Origin of the sequence: Pseudomonas sp. KBW05, from assembly GCF_003852405.1 — a bacterium.
Classification (GTDB): Bacteria; Pseudomonadota; Gammaproteobacteria; order Pseudomonadales; family Pseudomonadaceae; genus Aquipseudomonas.
The window spans coordinates 447,114-467,786 of sequence record NZ_QAJM01000016.1 but is presented as its reverse complement, the minus strand read 5'-3'; the positions used below and the strand labels follow the sequence as shown (position 1 = coordinate 467,786).

Sequence of the window (20,673 nt, the reverse complement as noted above, 5' to 3'; positions counted from 1 at the left end):
ACCGCATTCGCGAGCAAGCCCGCTCCCACACAAGCCCGCTCCCACATTGTTTTGCGGTGGTCAGACTGCCGCCGAACCTATCCCCGTCGTCATCCGCACCCGGCCTTCCAGCCGGCGCTTCAACCCACGCGCCTCGATCACCAGTTTCGAGTCCTTCGCCGCATTGGCCCGCCCCCATTCCTCCAGCAGCTCCAGGCAGGAGTGGTCGATGTAGCTCAGGTTGTTCAGCGGCACATGCACGGTGGTCCCCGCCGGCACCGTCGACAGCACCTGGGTCAACGCCGGTACTTTCAGAAAGGTCGCCGCCCCGCTCAAGCGCAGTTCCATTTCACCGTCCTGGGGCAGGTCGATCAGGCTCACCTTCAAGCGCGACGCCTTGAATGCCAGCTTCACCAGCGTGAGTCCGAAGCCCACCAGCACACCGGTCAGCAGGTCGGTAAAGATGATCGCCAGCGCCGTCGCCGCATAGGTGAACATCGGCATGCGCCCATAACGTCCCAACGCCTTGAACGCCTTTATGTCCACCAGCTTGATCCCGGTGTACACCAGCACGCCCGCCAGGCTCGCCACCGGAATGCTTTGCAGCACACTCGACAGCAACAGCACGAATGCCAACAGCCACAGCCCGTGGAACATCGCCGATAACCGCGTGGTCGCACCAGCCTGGACATTGGCTGAGCTGCGCACGATCACACCGGTCATCGGCAGGGCGCCGACCAGGCCACACAACATATTGCCGACACCTTGCGCGGACAATTCCTTGTCGAAATCCGAACGCTGGCCGTTGTGCATGCGGTCCACCGCGGCGGCGGAGAGCAAGGTTTCGGCGCTGGCGATAAAGGCCACGGCGAATGCCGCGATCAACAGTTGCGGATCGGCCAGGTTCAAGAGGTCGCTGGGGCGCAGCCAATCGATGGCGTCCGCAAGGTTTTCCGGGACTTCCACACGCTTGACCTGCAACGCCAGCATCAGGCTGACCAGCGTGGTCAGGCCCACTCCCAGCAATGCGCCAGGCACAAAGCGCAGGGTTTTCGGGCGAAGTTTATCCCACAGGTACATCACCAGCATCGTCGATAACCCGAGCAAGCCCGCCTGCCAACCCAGGCTGGGAATGGCCTGCGCCACCGCCGCCGGGAACCCCGCCAGGTTATCCAACCCCGAAGGCTTGGGCACACCGTCGAGCATCACATGGATCTGCGACAACACAATCAGCACGCCAATGCCCGCCAACATGCCATACACCACCGCTGGCGCCGTTACGCGAAACCAGCACCCCAGGCGCAACCGCCCGGCCACCAGTTGCAGGAAGCCCGCCAGCAGCAGAATCGGCCCCAGCATCATCATTCCGTGTTGGCGTACCAACTCAAACACCAACACCGCCAGGCCTGCCGCCGGGCCGCTGACTTGCAGCGGCGAACCCGCCAGCCACCCGACGACCAGGCCACCAATGATCCCGGTGATCAAACCCTTGGCCGGCGGCATGCCGGACGCAATCGCAATACCCATGCACAAGGGCAGGGCGACCAGGAACACAACCACCGAGGCGAGCAGCTCCCGTGGTAATACAGCTTTCAATTGAGCAGCACGCATGATGACTCTCCCGAGGCATTCGCCGGGCGCGGTAATACCTGGCTGCATCCATGGCAGCCACCGCATTACCCGGCAGGGAAGTGTTTTAGAAGCGCGCTTTAGGCGTCGCGCAAGGGATTGGCCCTTCGCCGTTCAGGGGTCTGAACGTGGACTGATCGGCATCGTAGGCACGGATCTCGCTGGTCTCGATGTTGTAGATCCAGCCATGGATAAACAAATGACCATTGGCCATGCGCGAAGCCACGGAAGGGTGGGTGCGCAAGTGTTGCAACTGGGCGATGACGTTTTCTTCGGTCAGCACCTTCATGCTTTCGCTTTCATTGGCGCAGTCGCAGTTGTCATGGACCATGGTCTTGGCGACCTCGGCATGCCGCAGCCAGGCCTTTACCGTTGGCATTTTTTCCAGGCTGTCGGGGTTGAGCACCGCGCGCATCGCACCACAGTCGGAGTGCCCGCAGACAATGATGTGCTGTACGCCCAGGGCGAGCACCGCGTACTCGATGGCCGTGGAAACACCGCCGTTCATCTGACCGTAGGGCGGCACCACGTTACCGACGTTACGGGTCACGAACAGGTCGCCCGGCGAACTCTGGGTAATCAGCTCGGGGACGATGCGCGAATCGGCGCAGGTAATGAACATCGCCCGTGGGCTCTGGGCCGTGGCGAGTTTCTTGAAGAGTTCTTCCTGCTGGGGGAAGACGTCGTGATGGAAATGCAAAAAGCCGTCAACGATATGCTTTAGCGCTGCATCGGCGGTTTCCGCCACCTCTGGGGCTGAAGCCGACGCAGCCAACGGCTGTTTATCCTTATCACTCATGATTCTTCCTCTTGGTTAATGCAGGGGAGTATTCAAGTGCGTTCGACGCCAGGCCAGTGCAATCGTTGCAAACGCCAAAAACCAGGCCGCCGACTCATCAGTCACTCGCTGAACAAGGTAGCCGCCGAAACTTAACTCAAACTGAATGAACCGCTCTAGAACGCGGGTTTCAGTGATGTCAAAGTGAGACTATTCCTACAGAAAACGCGCACCTTTCCTCAACAGTCTACAACAACGCCATCTGCCTGCCTGGCGGACAGAACGCCGTGCAATCCAGATTAAACCCTTCCCGACGATTGAGCCCCAGGCGTTTGACCGCCTTGCTGAAACGCTGGGCCAGCAGATCGGCAAAAGGCCCCTCGCCGCGCATGCGCACGCCGAACCGGCTGTCATACACCTCACCACCACGCACCTGGCGCACCAGGCTCATCACATGGGCCGCGCGCTGCGGGTAATGCGCCGCCAGCCACTCCTCGAACAACGGCGCCACCTCCAGCGGCAGGCGCAGCATCATGTACGCCGCACTTTGCGCGCCGGCAGCGTGTGCTTCGGTGAGCAGGCTTTCCAGCTCGCTGTCGTTGATCATCGGGATCATCGGCGAACACAACACGCCCACCGGGATGCCCGCCTCGCGCATCACCCGAATCGCCCGCAACCGTGCCTTGGGCGCAGCCGTGCGCGGTTCCAGGATGCGCTTGAGTTCGTCATCCAGGCTGGTGAGGCTGATCATCACGGCCACCAGCCGCTGGCGAGCCAACTCCGTGAGCAAATCGAGATCGCGCAGGATCAGCGAGCCCTTGGTGATGATGGTCACCGGGTGCCGGTAGCGCAGCAGCACCTCAAGGGTTTGCCGGGTGATGCGGTACTCGCGCTCGATGGGCTGATAAGGGTCGGTGTTGGACCCCAGGTTGATCGGCGCACACACATAACCCGGCTTCGACAGTTGCTGCTCCAGCACCTCGGCGGCGTTGCTCTTGGCGATCAGCTTGGTCTCGAAATCCAGCCCCGGCGACATGTCCCAATAGGCATGGCTGGGCCGCGCATAACAGTAGATGCAGCCGTGCTCGCAGCCGCGATAGGGGTTGATCGAGCGATCAAACGGCAAGTCCGGGGAGTTGTTACGGGTGATGATGGTCTTGGCCGTTTCGATACGCACTTCGGTGCCCTGGGTCGGCGGCACTTCCTGATACCAGCCGTCGTCCTCGGCCACGCTGACGGTGGGCGCAAAGCGGTTATGCAGGTTGGTGGCCGTGCCCCGGCCACGGGGCGGCAGCGGAGTAGACATAAAAACGCCTCGATACTGTTTTTATATACAGTATCGAGGCGCGAGGTTTCTGACCAGTGCCGTTTGGCGGTCAGGTAACGATCAGTGCTTTTCGCGCAAGTCCGCCACGTCGCCGGCTTTCACCGGTGCGCCTTGGTTGCCCCAGCTGCCACGGATAAAGCTGACGACATCCGCCACCTCCTGGTCCGACAGGCGCCAGGCGAACGCCGGCATGGTGAAGGTGGACGGCGCCGCGTGGGTAGCGGGCAGGGTGCCGCCGTTCAACACAATGTTGATCAACGAGGTGGCGTCCGCCGTCTGCAACACCGGGTTGCCGGCCAGGGCCGGGAACACCCGCGTATAGCCATGGCCATCGGTGCGGTGGCAAGCGGCGCAGTTGTCGATGTACACCGATGCGCCGCGCTGGCTGTCGTCGCCTTTCCACAGGGCCTCGGCGACCTGTTTGTCGTACAGGTGCGGCTGATCCTTGGGATCGACCGCCGGCAGGCTCTTGAGGTAACGGGCGATAGCCGTCAGGTCATTTTCCGACATGTACTGCATGCTGTGGACGACCACATCGCTCATCCCGCCAAACACCGCGCTACGGTCGCTGCGGCCGGTCTTGAGGAATTGCACCAGTTGCTCCTCGCTCCAGCTGCCGAGGCCGTCCTTGTGGTCACCGCGCAGGCTTTTGGCGATCCAGCCTTCCAGCGGCGCACTGCCGGACAGGAACGCGCTGCCCTCGCTGGCACTCAGGGCTTTTTCCTGCATGGTCAGGGCTCGCGGCGTGTGGCAGGCGCCGCAGTGGCCGAGCCCTTCCACCAGATAGGCGCCACGGCTGATCACCGGGTCGGCCTGCGCGGCTGGCTGCGCTTCGGCAACCTCAGGCGCAAACATCCAGCGCCACGCGGCCAACGGCCAGCGCATGCTCAACGGCCATGGAATATCACTGGCCTGGTTGTCCTGGGCCACCGGCTCCACGCCCTTCATGAAGTACGCGTACAACGCCTGCATATCGCTATCGCTGACGCGCGCGTAAGACGGATAGGGCATGGCCGGGTAAAGCGTACTACCGCTCTTGGCGACGCCATGGCGCACGGCCTTGTCGAAGTCTTCGAAGCTGTAGTCGCCCAGGCCGCTCTTGTCCGGGGTGATGTTGGTGGAATAGATCACGCCAATCGGCGTTTCCATCGGCAAGCCGCCGGCGAACGGCTTGCCACCCTTGGCGGTGTGGCAGGCCACGCAGTCACCGGCGCGGGCCAGGTATTCGCCCTGCTTGATCAGGTCGGTTTCGGCAGCGCTTACCGAGCAACTGCTGAACAGCGCCAGAGAGGCGATAACAAATGCTTTCATGGTCATCGCTCCTTATGCCTGAACCAGTGGGCCGGGGTTTTTCAGGTACTGCTCGCGGATAGCGCGGGCCGACCAATAGGTCAACGCCGCCACCAGGCCGGTAGGGTTGTAGCCCAAGCCTTGTGGGAAAGCGGACGCGCCGGGGACAAACACGTTGTGTACATCCCAGCATTGCAAGTAACGGTTCAACGCGCTGGTCTTGGGGTCGGTGCCCATGATCGCGCCACCGTTGAGGTGGGTGGTCTGGTACGACGCGGTGTTGAAGTGCTCACCGACCTTTTTGCCGAGCACGGCAATGGCCTTGGGGTTCATCGCCTCGGCGACCTTGCCCATTTTCTCGACCATGAAGCGGTTCATCTTGATGTCGTTTTCCTGCCAGTCGAATGTCATCCGCAGCAACGGCTGACCGTAGGCATCGCGATACACCGGATCCAGATCCAGGTAGTTACCCCGGTAGGATTGATGCGCACCGTGGGCATCCATCGATACCTGATGGGTGTAGTAATCGGCAGTGGCGCGCTTCCACGCGCTGCCCCAGGCCGGGGTGCCCGGTGGGTTGGACGTCCCGGCAATCGGCCGGCTGCCGGCCTGGTTGACCCACATCGGCGAGCCCCCCACAAAGCCATGGGGCCCGTGGTCGAAGTTGTCCGCGTTGAAGTCATCGATGGCCACGCCATTGCCGCCAGCACCGATAAAGTTGTTGGTGTGGGTGTCCTTGTCGAAGAACGCCTTGATGGTGGCCATGTTCTGGTAGGCAAAGTTGCGGCCCACCACGCCCTCATTGGTAATCGGGTCGTAAGGCTTGCCGATGCCCGACAGCAGCATCAAGCGCACGTTGTGGAACTGGAACGCGCCGAGAATCACCAGGTCGGCTGGTTGCTCGCATTCACGGCCCTGGGCGTCGATGTACGTCACGCCCGTGGCCTTGCTCTTGGTGCTGTCGAGATTGACCTTGAGCACGTGGGAATTGGGCCGCAACTCGAAGTTCGGCACCTGGCGCAGCGCCGGCAGGATGTTCACGTTCGGCGAAGCCTTGGAATACATGTAGCACACGTAACCGCTGCAAAAACCGCAGAAGTTGCACGGGCCCATCTGCGCGCCATAGGGGTTGGTGTACGGCCCCGAGGTGTTCGCCGACGGCAAGTTGTAGGGTTTGTAACCGACCTCGGCAGCGGCTTTCTGAAACAGCTGTGCGGAGACGGTGTTTTTCTGCGATTCCAATGGGAACGGGTTGGAACGGTCCGGTGCATACGGGTTGCCGCCACGACCTTCGCCCACCAACTGTCCCTTCACGGTCCACGCCTGGCCGGAGGTGCCGAAGACTTTTTCGGCGTAGTCGAAAAACGGCTCCAACTCTTCATAGCTGACGCCGAAGTCCTGGATGGTCATGTCCTTGGGAATGAAGTGCTTGCCGTAGCGCTCTTCGTAATGGCTGCGCATGCGCAGCTCGATCGGATCGACACGAAAGTGCACACCCGACCAGTGCAGGCCCGCACCACCGACGCCATTGCCCGGCAGGAACGCGCCCAACTGCCGGTTGGGCAGGGCTACATCATTCACGCTGTGGCGAATGGTCACCGTCTCCTTGGAGATGTCCTGGAAGAGTTTTTTACGCACGCTGTAGGTCAGCTCGTCGATGACCTGGGGATAGTTGCCGTCCGGGTAAGTGTCCTGCATCGGGCCGCGCTCCAGCGCTACCACGTTGAGGCCGGCTTCCGTCAGCTCCTTGGCCATGATCGCGCCGGTCCAGCCGAAGCCGACAATCACTGCGTCCACTTTCTTCATGATGGTCGCCACGTTTATGCCCTCTCGCCGCGGATGGAAACTGCCGGGAAGGGGTACTGCTCGTTGCGTTCAACCCAGTCCATGAAATCGGCGCGCGCGCCGGGGAAGCCGATCATGGTCCAGCCGACCATGCCTTTGTTGCCACCGTGGATCGGGTCGCAGAAGAACCCTTCCTTGGTGTTTTGCAGCAGCAAGTTGAAGAAAATTTTCGGCGGCACCGCGTCGAAATGCGCGGCCACTTCACTGCCGCCAGCCTCCAGGCGACGCAACATATCGTCTCGGGTAGCGCTGTCTTGCGCAGCAAAAGCTTTACCGTTGAACGCTTTCGACCACGCGTCCGTCGCGGCGATACCCAGGCGATAGATGTCCTTGGGCACCAGTTTGCTCTGCCAGCCCATCTCCGGCGGTGCATCAGCGTTGAACGGACCTTGCATAAACCACAGGGCGCCGCTGGCGTACGGGGTATTCATCTGGCGGTCGATATATTCCGGTACGCCGGCTTCCAGGGCGCCAGGGCCTTGGGCATCAGCAGGAATCAACTGCGCCACGGCCGCGTTGATAAACGCCCACTCTTCGGCCGTAAAATAACTTGGCTCGTAGGCTTTTTCGCTGGCCGCAGGCTTGGCTGGAGCAGCCTGCGCGGGCTCGGGCGTGGCCATCAGCATCGAGCCGCCAAGGCCAGTACTGGCAACCGTGACCACCGGGATCAAGGTCAAGGATTTGCGTAAAAAGTCACGCCGGGGGTTGTCTTGATCTTGATCAGACATGGGTGCACCTCATCATGTGGTCACGGGTTTAGCAGCCGCTTCTGGGGAGCGGCTTGGGTATTTTTGGCAATCAATGGTTACAAATGATAGCAGCCTAAGGATCGAGAGGAATCGTTTCAGCGACTAAAGACTGAGGATTCACGAATCTTTGACGACCGCCTCACACCCCGTTGACCCCCCGTAAACCAACCTGTGGACCATTCCCCAACCCTCATGTCTGGTTAACGTCACCCATGTTCAAGCATCAATGGCTGTCGGCTCTTGGCCTCGCGCTCGTGGCCTTGTTTACCCTCGTGCCTGCCCAGGCCGACGAGTCCACGTCCATTCGCTCGCCCGAATGGGCCCAGCCCGTGGGCAGCCAATACAACCTGCACCAGATGACGCCCACCCTGTATCGCAGCGCTTTACCCGACAGCAGCGCGGTGCCTTTGCTGGAACAACTGAAGATCGGCACCGTGATTAACTTCCTGCCGGAGTCCGACGCCAACTGGCTGAAAGCCCCCGGCATCCGTCAAGTTCAGCTGAGTTATCGCACTAACCATGTAGATGATTCCGACGTACTGGCGGCACTCAGGGCGATCAAGGACGCCGAGGCCAACGGCCCGGTGCTGATGCACTGCAAACACGGCTCCGACCGCACCGGCCTGATGGCGGCGATGTATCGCGTGGTGGTGCAGGGATGGAGCAAGGAGGATGCGCTGAACGAGATGACCCTGGGCGGCTTTGGCACCAGCAATGGCTTCAAGGACGGCGTTCGCTACATGATGAAGGCCGATATCGACAAGTTGCGTACAGCCTTGGCGAATGGCGATTGCAGCACCAGTGCATTTGCACTGTGCTCGATGAACAGTTGGCTCAACACGGCAGGAACAAGCCGTGCCGAGCCAAAGAGCGAGATTGGACTGACGGTAAAACCCTAAACAGGCGTCAGTCTTTTTTCAGCTTGGGATTGGGGAAAAACTGCACCGCCTGCACCTTCGGGTCAGCCGGCGCTTTCAACGCCGACGTATTGACCCGCGTGCCCAATTCCTTGGGCACTGACAGACCTTGGTCATTCAACGTGTCGGTATAACCGCAGGCCACACACTCACGGTGCGGCACGCTGTCTTCGGTCCACATCTTCAACTTGTCCGGCTCGCTGCATGCCGGGCAAACCGCCCCGGCGATAAATTGCTTTTTGGTGATCACAGGCCCTTCACTCATGCTGCCGCTTCCTCACTCAGGCCGCTGTGGCGCAAGAGTGCGTCAATCGACGGCGCCCGTCCGCGGAAATCGACGAACAACACCATCGGTTCCTGGGAACCGCCACGGGCCAGGATCGCCTCGCGGAAGGCGCGGCCGGTCTCGGCATTCAATACACCTTCTTCTTCAAACTTGGAGAAGGCATCGGCCGACAGCACTTCGGCCCACTTGTAGCTGTAGTACCCCGCCGCATAACCGCCGGCGAAAATGTGCGCAAAGCTGTTGGGGAAACGGTTGTAGGCCGGCGGACGCATCACCGAGACCTCATCGCGCACGCCTTCCAGCACCTGGGCCACGCTGCGGCCGTCGCCGTGGGTGGCGTGCAGTTCAAAGTCGAACAGCGAGAATTCCAACTGGCGCACCATCATCAGGCCGGACTGGAAGTTTTTCGCCGCGAGCATTTTTTCCAGCAGGTCCTGGGGCAGCGGCTCACCGCTTTCATAGTGACCGGAGATCAGCGCCAGGCCCTCCGGCTCCCAGCACCAGTTCTCCATGAACTGGCTCGGTAACTCCACCGCATCCCACGCCACGCCGTTGATACCGGACACACCGGCATGTTCAACGCGGGTCAGCAGGTGGTGCAGGCCGTGGCCGAATTCGTGGAACAGCGTCGTCACTTCGTCGTGGGTCAGCAGCGCAGGCTTGCCGCTGTCGGCCGGGGTGAAGTTGCACACCAGGTTGGCCACCGGGCTTTGCAGTACACCATCAATGGTGCGACGGCGGTCGCGCGCGCCGTCCATCCAGGCGCCGCCACGTTTGTTGGCGCGGGCGTACAGGTCGAAGAAGAAGCGGCCGACGTGCTGGCCGTTTTCCTTGATTTCAAACAGGCGCACATCCGGGTGCCAGGTGTCGAAGCCTTTCAGCTCGGCAATCTCGATGCCGTACAGCCGTTGCACGATGGCAAACAGCCCGCCGAGCACTTTGTCGATGGGGAAGTAGGCGCGCAGCGCTTCCTGGGACACGCTGTAGCGCTGCTCACGGAGTTTTTCGCCGTAGAAGCCGCTGTCCCAGCTTTGCAGGTCGGCGCAGCCTTGTTCGGCGGCGTAAGCCTTGAGCTGTTGCAGGTCCTGGGCGGCAAACGGCTTGCTGCGCTTGGCCAGGTCGCGCAGGAAGCTCAGCACCTGGTCGCTGGACTCGGCCATCTTGGTGGCCAGGCTCAGCTCGGAGAAGGACGCGTAGCCCAGCAGCTTGGCCAGTTCCTGACGCAGGTCGAGGATCTGTTCCATCACTGGGCCGTTATCGTTCTGACCGGCATTCGGGCCTTGGTCCGACGCACGGGTGCAGTAGGCCGCGTAGACTTCTTCGCGCAGGGCCCGGTCGTGGGCGTAGGTCATTACCGCGTAGTAGCTCGGAAATTCCAGGGTGATCAGCCAGCCATCCAGATCTTTGGATTGTGCAGCGGCGGCCATCTGGGCCTTGGCCGAATCGGTCAGGCCGGCGAGGGTGGCTTCCTCGGTAACGTGTTTGGTCCAGGCCTGGGTGGCGTCCAGCAACTGGTTGGAGAACTTGCTGCCCAGCTCGGACAGTTTGCTCTGCACTTCGGCGTAGCGTTTTTGCTGCTCCGGCGGCAAGTCGATACCCGACAGGCGGAAGTCGCGCAGGGAGTGTTCCAGAATGGTCTTTTGCGCCACGTCGAAACCGGCGGCTTCCGGGCTGTTGGCCAGGGCTTCAAAGGCCTGGAACAGCTCGCGGTTCTGGCCCATCTCGGTGGAGTAGGCGCTCAACGCCGGCAGGCAGCTTTCATAGGCCTCACGCAATTCGGCGCTGTTGCACACGGCGTTGAGGTGGCTGACCGGGCTCCAGGCGGCGCCAAGGCGGTCGTTCAGCTCATCCATGGCCAGGACCAGGCCGGCCCACGTCGGATTTTTCCCCTGGCTTTGCAGGATGCCTTCGATGGCAACGCGGTTGTCAGCGAGGATCTGTTCGATGGCCGGCTGTACGTGCTCGGCACGGATCGCCGAGAACGGCGGCAGGTCGTAGGACTGCAAAAGCGGGTTGTTCGCGCTCACGGTGGGTACCTTGGCTGAAGACATGTAAGAACAAAGATGGGGCCATCTTAATTACAATCAACGCCCACCGCAGCTATCAGCAAAAGAGAGAGAGGCTATCGTGACCCTTCGCACCTATCAGAACCACACGCCAACCCTGGGCGCCGGGGCTTTTGTCGATATTTCGGCGGTGGTGATCGGCGATGTCGAAATCGGCACCGACAGCTCCGTCTGGCCGCTGACCGTGATTCGCGGCGACATGCACCGCATCCGTATTGGCGCACGCACCAGCGTGCAGGATGGCTGCGTGCTGCACATCACCCATGCCGGCCCGTTCAACCCGGACGGTTTCCCGCTGCTGATCGGCGACGATGTGACCATCGCTCACAAAGTCATGCTGCATGGTTGCAGCGTAGGCAGCCGGGTGTTGATCGGCATGGGCAGCATCGTCATGGATGGCGCGGTGGTGGAAGATGACGTGATCATCGGCGCCGGCAGCCTGGTGCCGCCGGGCAAGAAACTCGACAGCGGCTTCTTGTACGTGGGCAGCCCGGTTAAACAGATCCGCCCTCTGACTGACAAGGAACGCGCGTTTTTCACCTACAGCGCGGCGAACTACGTGAAACTCAAAGACCTGCACCTGGCTGAAGGATTCGATCAATGACCCTGCATTACCCCACCGTCCTCTTCGACCTGGATGGCACCCTTACCGATCCGCGTGAAGGCATCACCCGCTCGATCCAGTACGCCCTGGCCAAACTCGGCATCGACGAGCCGGACCTGACCAAGCTCGAACACTTTATCGGCCCACCGTTGCTGCAAGCGTTCATGCAGTTCTACGGTTTCGAAGAAGCCAAAGCGTGGGAAGCGGTGAATTTCTACCGCGAGCGCTTCAAGGTCACCGGGCTGTATGAAAACCGCGTGTTCGACGGCGTGCTACCGCTGCTGGAAGAGTTGAACAACCAAGGTCGCCAACTGTATGTCGCCACCTCCAAGCCGTGGGAGTTTGCCCGCGAGATCGCCAGGCATTTCGACTTTGCCAAGCACTTCAAGGTGATCTACGGCAGCGAGCTGGACGGTACGCGTACCAACAAGGTCGAGTTGATTGCCCATCTGATGCGCGAAGAAGGCCTGGACCCGGCAACCACCTTGATGATTGGTGACCGCAAACACGACCTGATCGGCGCCCGCAGCAATGGCCTGGATTCGGCGGCGGTAGGGTATGGGTTTGGCAGCTTTGAAGAGCTGAATGCCGAGGCACCGACTTGGCACTTTGAGACGTTGGCCGAGATGCATCAGGCGTTTTTGCGGCGGCCTTGAGACCGCTTTCGCGAGCAAGCCCGCTCCCACAGTTGACCGATTTCCAACATAAGAACGCGGTCGAATGTGGGAGCGGGCTTGCTCGCGAAGGGGCCCTAAAGGGCACCATTCTCCAACTGCCTCAACGCCGCCTTGCGCTGCTCCACCGGCAACCCACCCATCTTCTCCACCGCCGCATAAAACCTCAGCCAATCCCCACCTTCCTGCCGAAACAACGCCGCAAACGCCGGCACCCACTGGTCATACAGCCCAAACGGCAACAACCGCGCGTTGTTCATCGGCTGGTTGATCCACGCGTCATAGCGCTTATCACCCGCCCACAAGCGGTCACGCATCTGCCGATAATCGCTGCGCAGGCGCTCGAACTCCGCCGCTTTGGCCGCGCGCATCGCATCGGCCGCCAAAGGTTGGGCATAGACCTTTTCCAGGCGCTGACGGGTATCGAGGATCAGCTGGATAAACTGATCACGCTGCTTGGAAGTCGACACGCTGGCCGGCGCCAGCCCACGCGCGGCACGCCATTGCCGCGTGCCTTCCTGCTCGACGAAATTGGCAAATGACTCGTTGAACTCGGTGTCGTCCTTCACATAAAACCGCTGGTGCGCCAGCTCATGGAAAATCAGCGTGGCCAAGCGCTCATCCCCCCAGTTCATCATCGAGTTGAGGATCGGGTCGTTGAACCAACCCAAGGTGGAGTAGGCCTCGACGCCGCCAATCGACACGTCCATGCCCCGCAGGCGCAACAATGCCGCCTCACCCCGCGCCGCGCCCTGGTTGTAGTAGCCGCGATAGGCCACGCAACCGGCGATCGGGAAGCAGTGGGTTTCAGGCAAGAGCGAAAACTCTGTGGTGGCAAACACATTCCAGACGACATAGGGCCGGCCAATGTCGGCGTACAGCCGGTAACTCTGGTTGTCAGGCAAGTGCAGGTGCTCACTGGCAAAGGTGCGCGCCTTCTGTGATTGCGCCAGATGCTCACGCAGCAGCGGCGGCCGCGCGGGGTCGGCAATGACCTGGGTAACCGGCTCGCGAGCCCGCAACAATTGCCACTGGCCGCTGGCCAACTGCCCGTAATAACTGATGCTTGAGCAGCCGCTGAGCAGCACAAGCATCACCCCTGGGAAAAAACGCCTGACCATGCACCGATTGCTCCTGGGACTTTTCCACGCCATGTGGTGTTTATACTCAAGGGGCGCCTGCTGCGTCAGGCCCATTTCTTTTCTTCCATTGAGTACACGCCATGCGCCAGCTCTTGCTTGCCATTACCGTCCTGTTTCTCAGCGCATGCGCTCTTACGCCGTTGCCAGCGGTGGATCCGCAGCAAGCCTGGGTCGATTTCGCCACCCCGACACCCAACGCCAAACTGGTGATGGCCCAGCGTCTGGACGGCAAGAACCTCGATGACGGTCGATTCTTCCAGATCCCGCCCGGCAGCCACGAGTTGATGGTGCGCTTTGATTTCGAAGTGCCAACGGGCAGCGGCTTCGGCGGGCTGGGGCAGACCACCGAACGCACCTGCTTCATGACGCTGCAATACGACAACTTCCAGGCGGGCCAACGCTATGTACTGGAAGGCCGTTCGCTGGCCTTCACACCGAATATCCGGCTCTACAACGCGGCGCGTCAGTTGCTGGCAGAGGAGCGCAGCGTCAACTGCATCTGATCAGTCGTTGTTCTTCTGGTAGATGATGGCCTTGGTGCCGTTCTCACAGCTGCCGACGACCATGGCCACGTCGTGCTTGTCGGCTTCTTCCTTGCTGACGATTTCCAGGGTGTAGGACGGAACCGCGTTCGCCTGGATCTTGACCTCGATCTCCTTACGCAGCTCTTCACAATCTTTGGGCGCGGCCACGGCCGAAGTGGCCAATACGCCGCAGATGATCGCCAAGGCAAAACGTTTCATGTGTGTAGCTCCCTGAATGCACTGCGCACGGGTGTGCGCCTAGGCTGCAATGGCTATTCGACCATAGTTTGCACACGCAGGTTCTGATTTAACGCAAAACCAAATGTGGGAGCGGGCTTGCTCGCGAATGCGGCGTATCAGAAACACATTCAGTGCCTGACACTCCGCTTTCGCGAGCAAGCCCGCTCCCACATTTTTAGATCTGCGGTGTTAGTTAACCAGCGTGGCATCCAGGGTTATTTTCGCATTCAACACCTTGGACACCGGGCACCCTTCCTTGGCCTTTGTGCTCAGTTCCTCGAACTGTGCCTGGCTCGCGCCGGGGATCTTGGCCTTGAGGATCAGGTGCACCGCCGTGATCGCAAAGCCGCCATCGACCTGGTCCAGCGTTACTTCAGCCTGGGTGTCGATGCTGTCAGCCTTGAGTCCGGCATCGCCGAGAATCATGGAGAAGGCCATGGAGAAACAACCGGCATGCGCCGCCCCGATCAATTCCTCAGGGTTGGTGCCCTTGCCACCTTCAAAACGTGCCTTGAAGCCGTAGGGCGCTTCGCGCAGCACGCCGGTTTCCGTGGAAATGGAACCCAGGCCCGTCTTCAGATCACCTTCCCAATGCGCGGATGCTTTTTTCACGATACTCATAGCCTTCTCCTCAAGCTGTGGTTTTGCGTAGGTAAGAGTTCTGAGGATAGTCGGACCGGCAAAGTTCATACTGTCGGGAAAACCTAGCTACACAGTAGGAAATTTCCGACATCGCTATTGAATCTCGGGTATATGCCCTCATTGCATAGACCATGCACATGAAGCGGCAGGTTTTGATTCGTCTAAACAGCCTGCGCGCCCCTTTGGAGAAGCAGGCTTATGAAATCGCTGTCCGACGTGAAGTTCTCGACCCTCGACCTCGTGCCCGTGCGCGCCAACGGCAGCCCGGCGCAGTCGTTGCGCAATTCCCTGGACCTGGCCCAACACGTGGAAAAGTTCGGCTACAACCGTTTCTGGGTGGCTGAACACCACAACATGGACGGCATCGCCAGCTCGGCCACCTCGGTGTTGCTCGGCTACCTGGCCGGTGGCACTTCGACGATTCGCGTGGGTTCCGGCGGCGTGATGCTGCCCAACCATGCACCGTTGGTGATCGCCGAGCAGTTCGGCACCCTGGAAAGCCTCTACCCCGGGCGTATCGACCTGGGCTTGGGCCGCGCGCCCGGCTCCGACCAGATGACCGCCCGCGCCCTGCGCCGTGAGCGCTCCGGCAGCGCCGACGATTTCCCCGAAGACGTCGCCGAACTGATGGCCTACCTCGGCCCGCGCACCCCGGACCAACGCATCATCGCCGTACCCGGCACTGGCACCAACGTCCCGGTGTGGCTGCTGGGTTCCAGCCTGTTCAGTGCACAACTGGCCGGTGAGCGCGGCTTGCCCTACGCCTTCGCCTCCCATTTCGCACCGCGCTTGATGCACGAGGCGATTCGCGTCTACCGCAATCACTTCAAGCCTTCAGCGGTTCTGGACAAGCCCTACGTGATGCTCGGTATTCCCTTGGTCGCAGCCGACACCGATGAGCAGGCTGACTACCTGGCCACTTCGGTGTACCAACGCATCCTCGCGTTGATGCGCGGGCAAAGCCTGGTGCAACGCCCACCGGTGAAGAGCATGGAGGGCCTGTGGCTGCCCCATGAAAAAGATGCGGTGGGCAGTTTCCTTGGCTTGGCGATGGTCGGCAGCCCGGCAAAAATCCGCGCCAAGCTGGAAGTGCTGGTGGAACAAACCGGCGCCGATGAACTGATCTTTACCTGCGACCTGTACGAACATGCCGACCGGATTCATTCCTACGAATTGCTGGCGCAGTTGATGAAGGGCTAAAAAAACCCATCTGTGGCGAGGGAGCTTGCTCCCGCTGGAGTGCGCAGCGCTCCCAAGATTTTGGGGCCGCTGCGCAGCCCAGCGGGAGCAAGCTCCCTCGCCACAGGTTTTTGCAACACGGGATCAACCGCGTTTGTAGACGATTTCCTTGGAGCCGGCTTCGCACGAGCCAACCACTTTGGCGTCGCCCGCAGCACCTTTATCCACGACGTCCAGGGAATAATGCGCAACGCCCTTGGCATCCAGTTTCGCTGCAATCTCGCTTTTCAGCTCGTCACAAGGCTTGCCGGCCGCCAGGGCAGTGCCCGCAATGCTCAACAAACCTACCGCTAACAGAAACTTCTTCATCCGTTACCTTCCTTGCGCTATTCGAAAAGAGCGTGCCGACGCTCGTGGCATCGGCACCCATTGGTTGTAGCGCAGGTTATGGCAATCAGCCAGTTAGCAAAGTTCAACTACTGGCAATTCGGAATCCCACCTTGAGCGTGACCTGGAAGTGCGCGGCCTTGCCGTCCTTGATGTGGCCACGGGTATCGACCACCTCAAACCATTCCAGGTGCTTGATGCTTTTGTTGGCCTCGGCCAGGGCGTTGTTGATGGCATCTTCGATGCTGGAGGTGGACGAGCCCACCAATTCGACTTTCTTGTAGGTGTGATGATCAGACATGAGGTTTCTCCTGAGGGTCGTCAATAAAGCCTAGCAGTCAATGTTCATAATGCTTCTGGCGACCGTTCCTACGCGAAAGTTCAGATTTACTGCACTTTCTGAAACCACGGGAGTCGGTATCTACACACGCCACTCAATCACTTCAGGAGAGTCCACATGGCCAACACTTCTTTACGCAAAGCGTCGCTGGAAAGCATGGAAGCCGAGATTTCGAGCCTGCTCAAGTCTCTGGAAAGCCTCAAGGACGATGCGTCTGACGAGTCGCGCAAGACCTTGAAGGCCCTGAAAAGCAATGCCGAGAATGCCCTCAAGCACTCCCGCCACCTGATCAGCGATGCCTACGAGGAAAGCAAAGTGAAAATCCGCGAAACCGGCGTTGCGACCCGGGACTACGCGCAGGAACACCCATGGACTACAGCCGGTGTTGCTGTAGGTGCGCTGGGTCTGCTGGCCGCGTACTTGCTGTGCAAACGCGGTGACTAATCCGGCTGGCGCAACAGCTCAGCCTTGAGCCACTGCGCCAGTTGCCCGGCGCGCCCGTCTGCGGCGCGCTTGGGCAGCCACAACGCCAGGTGCGCCGGGGTTTCGCTGAAACCCCACGGTGCCACCAACCGGCCCGCACGCAAGTCCTCGGCCACCAGCGGCTCGGGCGCAATAGCCACGCCAAGCCCGGCTACCGCGGCTTCCAGCAAATAATACAAATGCTCAAACCCCTGGCCGTGTTTCAACGCGCCGGGCGCGATGCCGTGCTGCTGCGCCCAACTGGGCCAGGCTTGCGGGCGGGATGTGGTGTGCAGCAGCGCCTCAGCGCACAGGGCCGAAGCCGGCGCGTGGCGCAAACGCTCATAACCGGCGAAACGCGGGCTCATCACTGGCCCGATGCGTTCGCTGGCCAACGCGTACACCTGCATATCCGCTGGCCAAGGCGGCTCGGCGAATACCAGCAGGGCGTCCAGGCCTGGGCGACGGGGGTCAAGGTCACCATCACCCGCCGACAGGTGCAAGCGCAGGTCCGGCAGGTCAGCGTTCAAGCGGCCCAGGCGCGGGATCAGCCAGCGCGCCAGCAAACTCCCCGAGCAACCCAGAACGAAGGGCGCCTCGGCACTGGCCTGGGTCAGTTCGGCGCAAACATCCCTTAACCGCTCGAACGCCTCAGCGCTGGCGTCCCGTAGACGGATACCCGCATCTGTGAGTTTAAGGCCGCGCCCATCCTTGACGAACAAGCTCACACCCAGGTGCTCTTCCAGCACCTTCAGCTGCCGACTGACTGCACCGTGGGTCACGTGCAATTGCTCGGCTGCCTGACTGACGCTGTTCAGTCGCGCTGTAGCTTCAAATGCCCGCAGGGCATTGAGGGGCGGAAGGTCTCGGCTCATCTGTGATTTTTCCTGACAGGTTGCGGCAATCTTATCGGTTTTCAGGCCACAGCGTGAGGGGTAGAGTGGCCGTCATTGTTTCCTACACCCATTCTTTCCTGGAGCGTCCCATGACTCAGTCCCAGACCGACCTACGCAACGGCCCAGATGCCAACGGCCTGTTTGGCGCGTTCGGCGGCCGCTACGTCGCTGAAACCCTGATGCCGTTGATCCTCGACCTGGCCCGCGAATACGAAGCGGCCAAGATCGATCCGGCGTTCAACGAGGAATTGGCCTACTTCCAACGGGACTACGTCGGCCGCCCAAGCCCACTGTATTTCGCCGAACGCCTGACCGAATTCTGCGGCGGCGCCAAGATCTACCTCAAGCGCGAAGAGCTGAACCACACCGGCGCGCACAAGATCAACAACTGCATCGGCCAGATCCTGCTGGCACGGCGCATGGGCAAGAAACGCATCATCGCCGAGACCGGCGCCGGCATGCACGGCGTGGCCACCGCCACCGTCGCTGCACGTTTCGGCCTGCAATGCGTGATCTACATGGGCACCACCGACATCGAGCGCCAGCAGGCCAACGTGTTCCGCATGAAGCTGCTGGGCGCGGAAGTGATCCCCGTAGTCGCTGGCACCGGCACCCTCAAGGACGCAATGAACGAAGCCCTGCGTGACTGGGTGACCAATGTCGACAGCACCTTCTACCTGATCGGCACGGTGGCCGGCCCACACCCTTACCCGGCGATGGTCCGCGACTTCCAGGCCGTGATCGGCAAGGAAACCCGCACCCAACTGCAAGCCCAGGAAGGCCGCCTGCCGGACAGCCTGGTTGCATGCATCGGCGGCGGTTCCAACGCCATGGGCCTCTTCCACCCGTTCCTCGACGACACCAGCGTGGAAATCATCGGCGTTGAAGCCGCTGGCCACGGCATCGAAACCGGCAAGCATGCCGCCAGCCTCAACGGCGGCGTACCCGGTGTATTACACGGCAACCGCACCTTCCTGTTGCAGGACGACGACGGCCAGATCATCGACGCCCACTCGATTTCTGCCGGCCTCGATTACCCGGGCATCGGCCCGGAACACGCGTGGTTGCATGACATCGGCCGCGTCCAGTACACCTCGGTGACCGACGACGAAGCCCTCGACGCCTTCCACAAATGCTGCCGCCTGGAAGGGATTATTCCTGCACTGGAAAGCGCCCACGCCCTGGCCGAAGTGTTCAAACGCGCACCGACGTTGCCGAAGGATCACCTGATGGTGGTTAACCTTTCCGGCCGCGGCGACAAAGACATGCAGACCGTGATGCACCATATGGAACAGTCTCAGCAGGAGAAACACTAAATGAGCCGCCTGCAAACCCGCTTCGCCCAGCTTAAAGAACAAAACCGCGCCGCCCTGGTGACCTTCGTCACCGCTGGCGACCCGGGTTATGACACCTCGCTGGCCATCCTGAAAGGCCTGCCCGCCGCTGGCGCCGACGTGATAGAGTTGGGCATGCCCTTCACCGACCCGATGGCCGACGGCCCGGCGATCCAGCTGGCCAACATCCGCGCGCTGGAAGCCAAGCAGAACCTGCTGAAAACCCTGCAAATGGTCCGCGAGTTCCGCAAGGACAACAGCGAAACCCCGCTGGTGCTGATGGGTTACTTCAACCCGATCCACAAATATGGCGTGCCGAAGTTCATCGCCGACGCCAAGGAAGCCGGCGTCGACGGCCTGATCGTGGTCGACATGCCACCCGAGCATAACGGCGAGCTGTGCGACCCGGCCCAGGCCGCAGGTATCGACTTTATCCGCCTGACCACGCCAACCACCGACGACGTGCGCCTGCCTACCGTGCTCAACGGCAGCTCCGGCTTTGTGTACTACGTGTCGGTGGCCGGTGTGACCGGTGCCGGTGCCGCCACCCTGGAACACGTCGAAGAGGCCGTGACCCGCCTGCGTCGCCATACCGACCTGCCGATCAGCATCGGTTTTGGTATCCGCACCCCGGAGCAAGCGGCGGCGATCGCCCGTTTGGCTGACGGCGTAGTGGTCGGTTCGGCGTTGATCGATCACATCGCCACTGCGAAAAATGATCAGCAAGCGATTGATGGCGTGCTGGGGCTGTGCGCAGCGCTGTCGGAAGGTGTCCGCAGCGCCCGTAAGTAAGCGGCTCGTAAGCGGTAGGTAAAGTTCCTGATACAGAGGAATCATCCTGTCGATCCGCTACCTAAACTGACAAGACCAAGGGATTTCGAACCTCGTTCGAAATCCCTTTTTGTTGTTTGTGCAGTTGAGGAAGCCCCCAATGAAAATGCCTAAAACCGTGATTGCCAGTCTTGGCGTGCTGGTCCTCGGCGCCAGCGCCCTGGTGCAGGCCGCGCCGAATGATCAGGGCGGTCCTGACCGTGGCGGCCCGCAAGGCCAGCACGAACAGCAGCGTGGCAACGACCATCGCGGCCCGCAGGACAACCGTCGCGGCGGCCCGCCCCAGGACTTCGGCCCGGTACGCCAGGTGATCCGCGACAACCACGGCCAGTTCTCCCGTGGCGCACCGCCACCGCCGAATGTGCGCCTGGTGCGGGGCCAGCCACTGCCCCATGGTTACTACGGCGAACGCCTGGACAGCCGCGCCTTGGCACGCCTGCCGGTGTACCAAGGTTATGAGTGGCGCCGTTCGGGGCCGGATGTGGTGTTGATTGCCGTAGGAACCGGCATCGTCTACGAGATTCTCGACGGCGTACTGAACTGAACACTGAC

General features: G+C 61.1%; 23 protein-coding genes. 9 read left to right on the top strand and 14 right to left on the bottom strand.

Translation table 11 applies throughout. The annotated features are described in order from the left end of the window. Positions 1 to 60: 60 nt before the first annotated feature. From DBR46_RS16725 to DBR46_RS16700, 6 genes are all read right to left on the bottom strand, one after another. A complete protein-coding gene (locus DBR46_RS16725; protein WP_124527068.1) occupies positions 61 to 1,590 on the bottom strand; it encodes a SulP family inorganic anion transporter in 1,530 nt (509 codons plus the stop codon). A gap of 85 nt (positions 1,591 to 1,675) precedes the next feature. Continuing rightward, the gene (locus DBR46_RS16720) at positions 1,676 to 2,407 is read right to left on the bottom strand and encodes a carbonic anhydrase (protein ID WP_124527067.1); all 732 of its coding nucleotides are present in this window, start codon (positions 2,405 to 2,407) and stop codon (positions 1,676 to 1,678) included. Between the two features lie 226 nt (positions 2,408 to 2,633). Next, a complete protein-coding gene (locus DBR46_RS16715; RefSeq protein ID WP_124527066.1) occupies positions 2,634 to 3,692 on the bottom strand; it encodes a PA0069 family radical SAM protein in 1,059 nt (352 codons plus the stop codon). 81 nt (positions 3,693 to 3,773) lie between these two features. Continuing rightward, positions 3,774 to 5,024: a cytochrome c gene (locus DBR46_RS16710; RefSeq protein ID WP_124527065.1), complete on the bottom strand. Its 1,251-nt coding sequence runs from the start codon at positions 5,022 to 5,024 to the stop codon at positions 3,774 to 3,776. A gap of 12 nt (positions 5,025 to 5,036) precedes the next feature. Beyond that, complete coding sequence (locus tag DBR46_RS16705) at positions 5,037 to 6,821, bottom strand: GMC family oxidoreductase (protein ID WP_124527064.1); 1,785 nt, start codon at positions 6,819 to 6,821, stop codon at positions 5,037 to 5,039. Positions 6,822 to 6,823: 2 nt separating this feature from the next. After that, the gene (locus tag DBR46_RS16700; protein WP_124527063.1) at positions 6,824 to 7,576 is read right to left on the bottom strand and encodes a gluconate 2-dehydrogenase subunit 3 family protein; all 753 of its coding nucleotides are present in this window, start codon (positions 7,574 to 7,576) and stop codon (positions 6,824 to 6,826) included. A 233-nt stretch (positions 7,577 to 7,809) separates the two neighbouring features. On the opposite strand from DBR46_RS16700, the gene DBR46_RS16695 reads away from it, so the two are divergent. Beyond that, positions 7,810 to 8,496, top strand: a complete 687-nt coding sequence (locus DBR46_RS16695; protein ID WP_124527062.1) for a tyrosine-protein phosphatase — start codon at positions 7,810 to 7,812, stop codon at positions 8,494 to 8,496. Between the two features lie 7 nt (positions 8,497 to 8,503). Here DBR46_RS16695 and DBR46_RS16690 read toward each other — a convergent pair whose 3' ends face one another. Both DBR46_RS16690 and prlC read right to left on the bottom strand, forming a co-directional pair. Further along, positions 8,504 to 8,779: a YheV family putative zinc ribbon protein gene (locus tag DBR46_RS16690; protein ID WP_017528719.1), complete on the bottom strand. Its 276-nt coding sequence runs from the start codon at positions 8,777 to 8,779 to the stop codon at positions 8,504 to 8,506. Next, positions 8,776 to 10,851: an oligopeptidase A gene (gene prlC / locus DBR46_RS16685; protein ID WP_177414069.1), complete on the bottom strand. Its 2,076-nt coding sequence runs from the start codon at positions 10,849 to 10,851 to the stop codon at positions 8,776 to 8,778. Before prlC ends, DBR46_RS16690 begins: the two co-directional genes overlap by 4 nt. 76 nt (positions 10,852 to 10,927) lie before the next feature. Between prlC and DBR46_RS16680 the strand changes: the two genes are divergently transcribed. Further along, positions 10,928 to 11,470, top strand: coding sequence for a gamma carbonic anhydrase family protein (locus DBR46_RS16680; protein ID WP_124527060.1), 543 nt, complete (start codon positions 10,928 to 10,930; stop codon positions 11,468 to 11,470). Beyond that, positions 11,467 to 12,126 carry an HAD family hydrolase gene (locus tag DBR46_RS16675; protein ID WP_124527059.1) on the top strand — a complete coding sequence of 220 codons (660 nt, stop codon included), beginning with the start codon at positions 11,467 to 11,469 and terminating at the stop codon, positions 12,124 to 12,126. Before DBR46_RS16680 ends, DBR46_RS16675 begins: the two co-directional genes overlap by 4 nt. A gap of 95 nt (positions 12,127 to 12,221) precedes the next feature. Here the strand turns inward: DBR46_RS16675 and DBR46_RS16670 are convergent, their stop codons facing one another. Continuing rightward, positions 12,222 to 13,265, bottom strand: a complete 1,044-nt coding sequence (locus DBR46_RS16670; RefSeq protein WP_124527058.1) for an aminopeptidase — start codon at positions 13,263 to 13,265, stop codon at positions 12,222 to 12,224. A gap of 101 nt (positions 13,266 to 13,366) precedes the next feature. Between DBR46_RS16670 and DBR46_RS16665 the strand changes: the two genes are divergently transcribed. Beyond that, a complete protein-coding gene (locus tag DBR46_RS16665; RefSeq protein WP_124527057.1) occupies positions 13,367 to 13,789 on the top strand; it encodes a hypothetical protein in 423 nt (140 codons plus the stop codon). Here DBR46_RS16665 and DBR46_RS16660 read toward each other — a convergent pair whose 3' ends face one another. Both DBR46_RS16660 and DBR46_RS16655 read right to left on the bottom strand, forming a co-directional pair. Next, complete coding sequence (locus tag DBR46_RS16660; RefSeq protein WP_017734725.1) at positions 13,790 to 14,029, bottom strand: DUF1161 domain-containing protein; 240 nt, start codon at positions 14,027 to 14,029, stop codon at positions 13,790 to 13,792. It abuts the gene before it with no gap. Between the two features lie 210 nt (positions 14,030 to 14,239). After that, entirely contained in the window at positions 14,240 to 14,671 is a 432-nt protein-coding gene (locus tag DBR46_RS16655) for an OsmC family protein (protein ID WP_124527056.1), read from the bottom strand. A 219-nt stretch (positions 14,672 to 14,890) separates the two neighbouring features. Here DBR46_RS16655 and DBR46_RS16650 point away from each other — a divergent pair, with 219 nt between their 5' ends. Next, complete coding sequence (locus tag DBR46_RS16650; RefSeq protein ID WP_124527055.1) at positions 14,891 to 15,892, top strand: LLM class flavin-dependent oxidoreductase; 1,002 nt, start codon at positions 14,891 to 14,893, stop codon at positions 15,890 to 15,892. A 123-nt stretch (positions 15,893 to 16,015) separates the two neighbouring features. Here DBR46_RS16650 and DBR46_RS16645 read toward each other — a convergent pair whose 3' ends face one another. Next, the gene (locus DBR46_RS16645) at positions 16,016 to 16,240 is read right to left on the bottom strand and encodes a DUF1161 domain-containing protein (protein ID WP_124527054.1); all 225 of its coding nucleotides are present in this window, start codon (positions 16,238 to 16,240) and stop codon (positions 16,016 to 16,018) included. 103 nt (positions 16,241 to 16,343) lie between these two features. After that, a complete protein-coding gene (locus DBR46_RS16640; protein WP_003220389.1) occupies positions 16,344 to 16,559 on the bottom strand; it encodes a dodecin in 216 nt (71 codons plus the stop codon). Between the two features lie 156 nt (positions 16,560 to 16,715). Between DBR46_RS16640 and DBR46_RS16635 the strand changes: the two genes are divergently transcribed. Then, positions 16,716 to 17,042 (top strand): YqjD family protein, encoded by a 327-nt coding sequence (locus DBR46_RS16635; protein WP_003170746.1) that lies wholly within the window; start codon positions 16,716 to 16,718, stop codon positions 17,040 to 17,042. Here DBR46_RS16635 and DBR46_RS16630 read toward each other — a convergent pair. Beyond that, positions 17,039 to 17,935 carry a LysR family transcriptional regulator gene (locus tag DBR46_RS16630; protein ID WP_124527053.1) on the bottom strand — a complete coding sequence of 299 codons (897 nt, stop codon included), beginning with the start codon at positions 17,933 to 17,935 and terminating at the stop codon, positions 17,039 to 17,041. The two genes, DBR46_RS16635 and DBR46_RS16630, sit on opposite strands and share 4 nt — an antisense overlap. Before the next feature lie 110 nt (positions 17,936 to 18,045). Here DBR46_RS16630 and trpB point away from each other — a divergent pair, with 110 nt between their 5' ends. The 3 genes from trpB (at position 18,046) to DBR46_RS16615 (ending at position 20,665) form a co-directional block, all read left to right on the top strand. Then, complete coding sequence (trpB, locus tag DBR46_RS16625; RefSeq protein WP_017734731.1) at positions 18,046 to 19,272, top strand: tryptophan synthase subunit beta; 1,227 nt, start codon at positions 18,046 to 18,048, stop codon at positions 19,270 to 19,272. Further along, positions 19,273 to 20,082, top strand: coding sequence for a tryptophan synthase subunit alpha (gene trpA, locus DBR46_RS16620; protein ID WP_124527052.1), 810 nt, complete (start codon positions 19,273 to 19,275; stop codon positions 20,080 to 20,082). A 139-nt stretch (positions 20,083 to 20,221) separates the two neighbouring features. Next, on the top strand, positions 20,222 to 20,665 hold the full coding sequence (locus DBR46_RS16615; protein ID WP_124527051.1) for an anti-virulence regulator CigR family protein: 444 nt from the start codon (positions 20,222 to 20,224) through the stop codon (positions 20,663 to 20,665). The last annotated feature ends 8 nt before the right edge of the window (positions 20,666 to 20,673 follow it).